Raw genomic sequence first — 7,608 nt, 5'->3', positions numbered from 1 at the left:
TTTGTGAATCGACGCACATCACGCGAACTGTCCACCTCCCTATTCGTCGGCAGCGTCAGATGTGTAAAAGAGCCAGCGCCACCGCCAGCCCCACGCGCGCCCACAACAGGTACGCGCGAAATGAAATCCCCGTCTGCGCCACGAACAGATGCCGGAAGCGGCTCGGTGACAGGTGCGCCACGGCGGCCGCCACGGCCAGGGTGAGTTCTGCATCGGGGCGCTCGCGGATGCGATCCAGCACCCTTGCGATGCGCGGATCGACGGCTTGCGGTCCCGTGGATCGGGCTGCCAGATGCTCGACGATGCGTTGCGCCGCCGCCACCAGCTCGGCCTCCGTACCGCGCGCTTCGAACACGGCGTGCAGTGCCGCCGTGCAGGCCGCCAGACCTTCTTCGCACAACAAGCCCACCTCGTGCTGCCGATGGCGCGCGACAAGTTCGCGGCCAGCCAGTGTCTCCGGCTCGACGAACACCATCGCCACCGCGTGGCCACAACCGTCGAACAGGTGCGGTCGATCCGGCATGACGATGGCGGCCGAGGTCTGGTGCCAGGCGTCCGTCGCCGCGCCACGGATGCGGAACGGCTGCGCCGCGGCCAGCGTGATCTGGATGGCGTGGTGGCTGTGCGGCTGTGCCTGGCCCGTGTCGCGCCCGATCCACACGCTGCCACCTTTCCACATCGCCACGCGGCCGACGCCGACGATCGCGCGGCGGGGTTCTGCGGCAGGCGTGGCTCGGGACATGACGGCAGTTCGCGTCGAGACAGGACGTGCGAAGGTTAGCCCCTTGGTTCAAGCGCCCGGTAGGGGCGATGTCGACAATGGCACCACGGAGCAGGCCTCCGTACCCCCTTCCAAACCCAATGAGGACATGACCATGAACACCACCGATACTTCCGCCTGCCGTTGCCACAGCTGCGCCGGCGCCACCTGCACCTGCGGCTGCCAGGCTGCACCCGTCAGCCTGTCCGGCTGCGGTTGCGGTTGTGGCACCGGCCAGCCGTGCCGTGGCAGCGAGACGGGCGTCTGAGCACTCCCCCTGAAGGGCGACGCGCATCACGCGCGCCGCCCGGACCTTTCCCATGCCATACGATCTGATCATCTTCGACCTGGACGGCACGCTGGCCGATTCCTTCGCATTCTTCGTCAGCGTGTACAACCGACTGGCCGATCGCCATGGCTTCCGCCGCATCGCACCAGCGGAAATCGAGGCGCTGCGCGGTCGTTCGGCGCGCGAAGTCATGCGTCACGTGGGGTTGCCGCGCTGGAAGCTGCCGTGCGTCGCACGCAGCTTTGTCCGCACGATGCACGAGGCAGACATTCCGTTGTTCGCGGGCATCGAGCCGATGCTGCAACGCCTGCAGCGTAGCGGCGTCGCGCTGGCGCTGGTTTCATCAAACGCCGTGGACAACTGCCGACGGATCCTGGGCGACGCCCACTGGCAGCGGCTGGCTCATGTCGAATGCGGCGCTTCGATCTTCGGCAAGCGCCGGCGCATCGTCCGCATCCTGCGCGCCGCCGGCACCGACCCGACCCGCGCCATCTACATCGGTGACCAAGCCACCGATGCCGACGCCGCCCGCCGGGCCGGCGTGGCCTTCGGCGCCGTCGCGTGGGGCTACGCCACCCGCCTCTCGCTGGAACGGCTCCGACCGACGCGCCTGTTCGATACCGTCGAAGACCTGGCCGAGCTGACGGCGTAGCGGCTCCGCTGCTTCGCCGTGGCCCGCCGCTACAGCGTCACCCCGGAGCGTCGTCCCTTGCGCCGCCAAGCCGCCGGAGGCATGCCGAACTCGCGCTTGAAGGCGCGGTTGAACGCGGCCTCGGATTCGTAGCCGTAGTCACCGGCCAGCGCGGCGACGGGACGTCGGGTGTCCTGCAGGGCGGCGGCCGCGCGGCGCAGGCGCCAGCGCGTGAGGTAGTGCATGGGCGGCATGCCGATCAGTTCGTTGAAGCGCTGCGCGAGCGCGGAGCGCGACAGGCCGGCGTGGGCTCCCAGTTCCTCGACGCTCCAGGCGTGCATCGGGCGCTCGTGCAGCGCGTTGAGCGCACGGCCCACCCACGGATCGCGCAGGCCGGCCAGCCAGCCGATCTCATGCGCCGGCAACGCATCGATGTGGCGGCGGATCGCCTCCAGGAACAGCAGCTCGGCGAGCTTCGCCTTGACGCTGGCCGAACCCGGCCCGGGTGCGCTGTCCGAGTGCGCCGCGTGGTACAGCAGGTCGAGCAGCCAACCGCCGCCCGCGCCGCCGGTGAGCGGCACGCGCAGGATGCGCGGCAACGCATCGAGCAGCGGCTGGCACAGGTGGGGCTCGCAGGCCAGGAAGCCGCAGATGAAGCGCGTCTCCTCGCCGCCGCCGCCGTGGTCGATGCGCATCAGTCCGCCGGGCGACGCTGGCTGCACCAGCGAGTCGGACGTCACCGCGGCAAGCTGCAGATCGCTGCCCAAACAGTGCGCGTCGTCATGCGGCAACAGCAGCAGATCTCCCGCGTGCACCTGCAAGGTCTCGCCGCCGCTGCGCAGCCGTACGCGGCATTGGCCGTGGGTGATCGCATGGAAGAACACGATGTGGCCGAGGCCCGCGAAGATGCCGCCGGATTCGTGCGCGGGACGCGACTCGACGCACCACGGCGCCGTGAAGCGCGAGTCCAGGAACAGCGCCCCGTTGAGCTTGACTACCTGCAGCAGGTCGGAAAGAGCGTCCATCAAGAAAGCCGGCGAATCGGCAAAGTGCGATGGTGCGGGTGGACGAATACTACTCCCGTGTTTTCCACCGCCAGCAGGAGTCCCCCCATGTCCGCCGTACCCTCCCCCGTGCCCGCTCCCGATCTCGCCGCGATCAAGGCCCGCCAGCAAGCCGTGTGGTCGACCGGCGACTACGCCGCCATCGGCACCACGCTGCAGATCGTCGGCGAGAACCTCTGCGAAGCGCTCGACCTGCGCGCGGGCAGCCGCGTGCTCGATGTCGCCGCCGGCAACGGCAACGCCACCCTCGCGGCGGCACGGCGCTTCTGCGAAGTAGTCTCGACCGATTACGTCGCCACCTGGCTGGCGTCGGGCCGGGCCCGCGCCGAGGCCGAAGGCCTGTCCGTCCGTTTCCAGGAAGCCGACGCGGAAGACCTGCCGTTCGCCGACGCTTCGTTCGATGTCGTGCTGTCCACCTTCGGCGTGATGTTCACCCCCGCGCAGGAGCGGGCAGCCGCAGAGCTGGCGCGGGTGTGCCGGCCGGGCGGCAAAATCGGCCTCGCAAACTGGACACCGGACGGTTTCATCGGCCAGCTGTTCAAGATCATCGGCCGCTACGCGCCGCCCGCCGCCGGCCTGCAGTCGCCGCTGCTGTGGGGCACGCGCGCACGACTGGACGCCTTGTTCGGTCGCGCCGCGAAAACGATCCGCGCGGAGCCGCGATACTTCACCTTCCGCTACCGCTCGCCCGAACACTGGGTGGAGGTGTTCCGCGCCTGGTACGGCCCGGTGAACAAGCTCTACGCCGCGCTCGATGCGACGAAGCAGGACGAGCTCACGCGCGACATCCTCGCCCTGATCGCCCGGGGCAACCGCGCGGGCGACGGCTGCATGGTGCTGCCGGCCGAATACCTGGAGGTCGTGATCGAGCGGAGATAACGGTCGCCGCCAACCCGCCTCACGACCCCTGAACACCGCCGCGCCCTATGCTTGCCGGATCGCAACCGCCGGCAAGCACTCATGTTGAACAAGAGCTACCCCTACTATCTCGCCAACCGTCCGCAGACGTCGCGGACGCTGCTGGAGGTGCGCAACAAGTACAGCGGCCGCATCGCCACCCGGGTGGCGGTGCCCGATGCGAAGGCGGTCGAAAAAGCGATCGCCGCGGCGGTGAAAGCCGCTCGCCCGATGCGCGAGTACAAGCCGTGGGCGCGCCAGGCGGTGCTGCAACACTGCGCGACACGCTTCACCGAACGCCGCGACGAGCTGGCCGAGGCGCTGTGCATCGAGGCGGGCAAGCCGATCAAGGACGCCGCCGGCGAAGTGACCCGGCTGATCGAGACGTTCCGCATCGCCGCCGAGGAAGCCGTGCGCATCAACGGCGAAGCGATCAACCTGGAACTGGCCAGCCGTCTGGACGGCTACCACGGCTACACCAAACGCGTGCCGCTGGGGCCGGTGTCGTTCATCACGCCGTTCAATTTTCCGTTGAACCTGGTCGCGCACAAGGTGGCGCCGGCGATCGCGGCGGGATGTCCGTTCGTGCTCAAGCCGTCGGAGAAGACCCCGATCGGCGCACTGATCATCGGCGAGGTGCTGGCTGAGACCGACCTGCCGGGCGGCGCGTTCTCCATCCTGCCGCTGGACGGCAGCCACGCCGCGCCGCTGGTCGAGGACGAGCGCTTCAAGCTGCTCTCGTTCACCGGCGGCCAGATCGGCTGGGATCTGAAGGCCCGCGCCGGACGCAAGAAGGTGGTGCTGGAACTGGGCGGCAACGCCGCCTGCATCGTCGACGCCGACCAGGGCCCGCAACTCGACCGCGTGGTGCAGCGGCTGGTGTTCGGCGCGTTCTACCAGTCCGGCCAGAGCTGCATCGGCGTGCAGCGCATCTACGCGCACGCGGACGTGTACGACGCGCTGAAGCGCAAGCTGGTCGCTGCGACGAAGAAGCTCAAGGCCGGCGATCCGAAGGACAGCAGCGTGTTCCTCGGCCCGATGATCGACGAGGCCGCCGCCGAGCGCCTGCACGGGTGGATCCTGGAAGCGAAACAGGCCGGCGGCAGGATCCTCTGCGGTGGCAAGCGCGAGGGCAACATGCTCGACGCCACGCTGATGGAGCACGTGCCCGCCGACGCGAAGGCCAACCGCATGGAAGCATTCGGCCCGTTCGCCCTGCTCGCCCCGTTCGACAAGTTCGACCAGGCGATCGCGATGGTCAACGACTCGGACTACGGCCTGCAGGCCGGCATCTTCACCAACGACCTCGACCACGCGATGCGCGCGTGGAACGAGCTCGAACAGGGCGGCGTGATCGTCAACGACATCCCCAGTTTCCGCGCCGACAACATGCCCTACGGCGGCATCAAACGATCCGGCCTGGGCCGCGAAGGCCTGCGCTATGCGATCGAGGACATGACCGAGATTCGCCTGATGGTGATGCGGGAAGCCTGATCCGCCGCGTGCCGCATGAACGCGGCAAAAGCCGGCGGGCGGTGCCCACCCTACCCATCGCGCTGCGCGTAGGGCGGGCACCGCCCGCCGCACTGACGCGACAGAAACCGGCGGGCATTGCCCGCCCTACCGCACGGCCTTCATGGCCGGTGCGTTCCAGCCCATCGCGTTGTAGACGTGGTAACGCAGCACGCCAAGGTATTCATGCAAGGCCACGTCGGTCAGCACGATGTTCTGCGCCGACGGCCACGGATCCAGTTCGGCATGGAGATAATCGGCCCGCACCGGGGTGGCCGCGATGCCGAAGTGATCGAAGTACAGCACGCTGCGGCGCAGGTGCCAGGCGGAACTGACCAGCCACACCTTCGGCGCGTCGAGCTTGGCCAGCAGCGGGCGCGAGAACTGCGCGTTCTGCCAGGTGTTGTTGCTGCGCGACTCCAGGATCAGATCCTCGTCCGGCACGCCGAGTCCACGCAGCACGCGGGCGTACGAGACGGCCAGCGCGGTACCCCGGTGCTCCGGATCACCGCCGCTGACCAGCAGCTTGCAGCCGACCGCGGCCTGGTGGCAGGCGTGGTACAGCACGGCCACCTCGGCAATGCGCCCGTATGCGCTGATGCCCGGCTCGACATCGTCGTGCGGCACGTGGATCGAACCGCCGGTAAGCAGCACGATCGCATTCTGCGGCGCCCACGCCGGTGCCGGGCGTTGCGCATACGGAGCCTGCAGCTGCTGCAACAGCAACCGGGGCAGTACGCCGCTCCCCGCCAGCACGAGCAGCAGCGCCGCAAGCACCGCGAAGGTGCCGGCCAGCCAGCGCCAGCGGCGCCAGATCGCCAGGCAGGCAAACAGGGTGAGCACGACGATGAGCGAAAACAGCATGGTGAGGCCAGTGGCGTGGAGGCTCGCAGGTTACCCGATGCGATGTGGCACGCAAGGCACGCTTTCGTGACCGGACCAACTGCGCGAGGATGATCGACGCGCGCGACCGGCGCGCGCCGTCCGCGAGCGCAACATGACCACCCTCGTCTTCGTCCACGGCTGGAGCGTCACCAGCACCGCCACCTACGGGCAGATGCCGCAGCGCCTGCAGCAGCGCGCCGCTGCCCGCGGTCTGGCGCTGACCCTGGCCGACATCCGGTTGTCCGAATACGTGAGCTTCGACGACGCGGTGACGATGGCCGACCTGGTGCGCGCTTTCGACCACGCCCTGCGCGACCTGCACCTGCAAGATGCAAGCTTCGCCTGCGTGACGCACTCCTTCGGCGGCCCGGTGGTGCGCGAATGGTTGCGCGCGCAGCGCACGCAACCCGGACGCCACAGCACCATCCGCCTGACCCATCTGGTGATGCTGGCGCCGGCGAACTTTGGTTCCGCGCTGGCGCAGTTGGGCAAGAGCGTGCTCGGCAAACTGAAGGCCTGGTGGCAGGGCGTGGAACCGGGCCAGCGCCTGCTCGACTGGCTGACGCTGGGCAGCCCGGCCTCACTCGCCCTCAACCTGGACACCATCCACGGCACGGACCCGGCCGCCTCGGGCCAGTATCAGTTCGTGCTGACCGGCGATCGCCCGGACCGTGCGTTGTACGACTACCTGGTGCCCTACACCGGCGAAGACGGCTCCGACGGCGTGGTACGCATCGCCGCGGCCAATCTCAATGCACGCCACGCGGTGCTGAGATGGGATGGCAAGAGCGATACCGGCGACATCGACGAGCTGGCACTGCAGGTAACCCGCGGGCCGCGCTTTGCCTTCAAGATCGTGGCCGACGCGGCCCACTCGGGCAGCGAACACGGCATCCTGCGCGAGGCGGCGCCGGCCACCGTGGCCGACATCCTGCGCTGCCTGCAGGTACGCAGCAGCGACGACTACACGGCACTGGTCGACGCCTTCGACGCCGAGAACGCCGCACGCGACGCGCATCGGGTGGAACTGGAACCGGCGGACCCGTTCCCCGCCCGCGTGCACATCCACGACCCGCGCAGCCAGCTGATCGTGCGCATCAGCGACGACAGCAGCGAGGCGCTGGCCGGCGCGGGCTTTCTGCTCACCGCCGGGCCGCAGGCCAGTCCCGACCGGATGCCGCCGGGCTTCATGCTCGATCGCCAGGTCAACGCCCACCATCGCGCCACTGCCACGCTGTATCTCGACCACACCCTGCTTGCCGGTGCGGACCGCGTGAGCCACCCGGACCACTCGCGCAAGACCCTGCGCCCGGCCACGCCCAGCCACCGCCCCTACGGCGCCAGCGTCACACCGCAGGATCTCGGCGGCCTGGTGCATCACGCGCTGGCGCGCAGCATCGCCAGCGACGACCTGTTCGCCATCCTCGGCCCGCACCAGACCACCGTGCTGGACGTGGTGCTCTCGCGCAAGATCCACGCCGGCGTGTTCCGCCTCACCCGCGACCTGGAGCCGCAGGATTTCCGCAAGCCCGCACCCGGCCCGGTGATCGGCTAGCGCCGCTGGCCCTGT

The 7,608-nt window shown here is 69.1% G+C and carries 8 protein-coding genes; 5 read left to right on the top strand and 3 right to left on the bottom strand.

Annotated features, from left to right (window positions below):
• Window positions 1-55: 55 nt before the first annotated feature.
• Window positions 56-742 carry a helix-turn-helix domain-containing protein gene (locus B1991_RS14210; RefSeq protein ID WP_136259336.1) on the bottom strand — a complete coding sequence of 229 codons (687 nt, stop codon included), beginning with the start codon at window positions 740-742 and terminating at the stop codon, window positions 56-58.
• A 133-nt stretch (window positions 743-875) separates the two neighbouring features.
• Between B1991_RS14210 and B1991_RS18710 the strand changes: the two genes are divergently transcribed.
• A complete protein-coding gene (locus B1991_RS18710; protein ID WP_168709657.1) occupies window positions 876-1,028 on the top strand; it encodes a hypothetical protein in 153 nt (50 codons plus the stop codon).
• 52 nt (window positions 1,029-1,080) lie between these two features.
• Window positions 1,081-1,701 (top strand): HAD hydrolase-like protein, encoded by a 621-nt coding sequence (locus B1991_RS14205; RefSeq protein ID WP_136259335.1) that lies wholly within the window; start codon window positions 1,081-1,083, stop codon window positions 1,699-1,701.
• A 29-nt stretch (window positions 1,702-1,730) separates the two neighbouring features.
• Here B1991_RS14205 and B1991_RS14200 read toward each other — a convergent pair whose 3' ends face one another.
• Window positions 1,731-2,705 (bottom strand): AraC family transcriptional regulator, encoded by a 975-nt coding sequence (locus B1991_RS14200; protein WP_136259334.1) that lies wholly within the window; start codon window positions 2,703-2,705, stop codon window positions 1,731-1,733.
• 87 nt (window positions 2,706-2,792) lie between these two features.
• Here B1991_RS14200 and B1991_RS14195 point away from each other — a divergent pair, with 87 nt between their 5' ends.
• Window positions 2,793-3,623 (top strand): class I SAM-dependent methyltransferase, encoded by an 831-nt coding sequence (locus B1991_RS14195; protein WP_136259333.1) that lies wholly within the window; start codon window positions 2,793-2,795, stop codon window positions 3,621-3,623.
• An 81-nt stretch (window positions 3,624-3,704) separates the two neighbouring features.
• Window positions 3,705-5,135 carry an aldehyde dehydrogenase family protein gene (locus B1991_RS14190; RefSeq protein ID WP_136259332.1) on the top strand — a complete coding sequence of 477 codons (1,431 nt, stop codon included), beginning with the start codon at window positions 3,705-3,707 and terminating at the stop codon, window positions 5,133-5,135.
• Between the two features lie 126 nt (window positions 5,136-5,261).
• Here the strand turns inward: B1991_RS14190 and B1991_RS14185 are convergent, their stop codons facing one another.
• Window positions 5,262-6,017, bottom strand: coding sequence for a YdcF family protein (locus B1991_RS14185; RefSeq protein ID WP_136259331.1), 756 nt, complete (start codon window positions 6,015-6,017; stop codon window positions 5,262-5,264).
• A gap of 133 nt (window positions 6,018-6,150) precedes the next feature.
• Here B1991_RS14185 and B1991_RS14180 point away from each other — a divergent pair, with 133 nt between their 5' ends.
• Complete coding sequence (locus B1991_RS14180) at window positions 6,151-7,593, top strand: lipase family protein (protein ID WP_136259330.1); 1,443 nt, start codon at window positions 6,151-6,153, stop codon at window positions 7,591-7,593.
• Window positions 7,594-7,608: the final 15 nt, after the last annotated feature.

This window comes from Rhodanobacter lindaniclasticus (assembly GCF_004799035.1).
GTDB lineage: Bacteria > Pseudomonadota > Gammaproteobacteria > Xanthomonadales > Rhodanobacteraceae > Rhodanobacter > Rhodanobacter lindaniclasticus.
The sequence above is the reverse complement of the archived record's forward strand: the minus strand, read 5'-3'. Positions and strand labels throughout refer to the sequence as shown.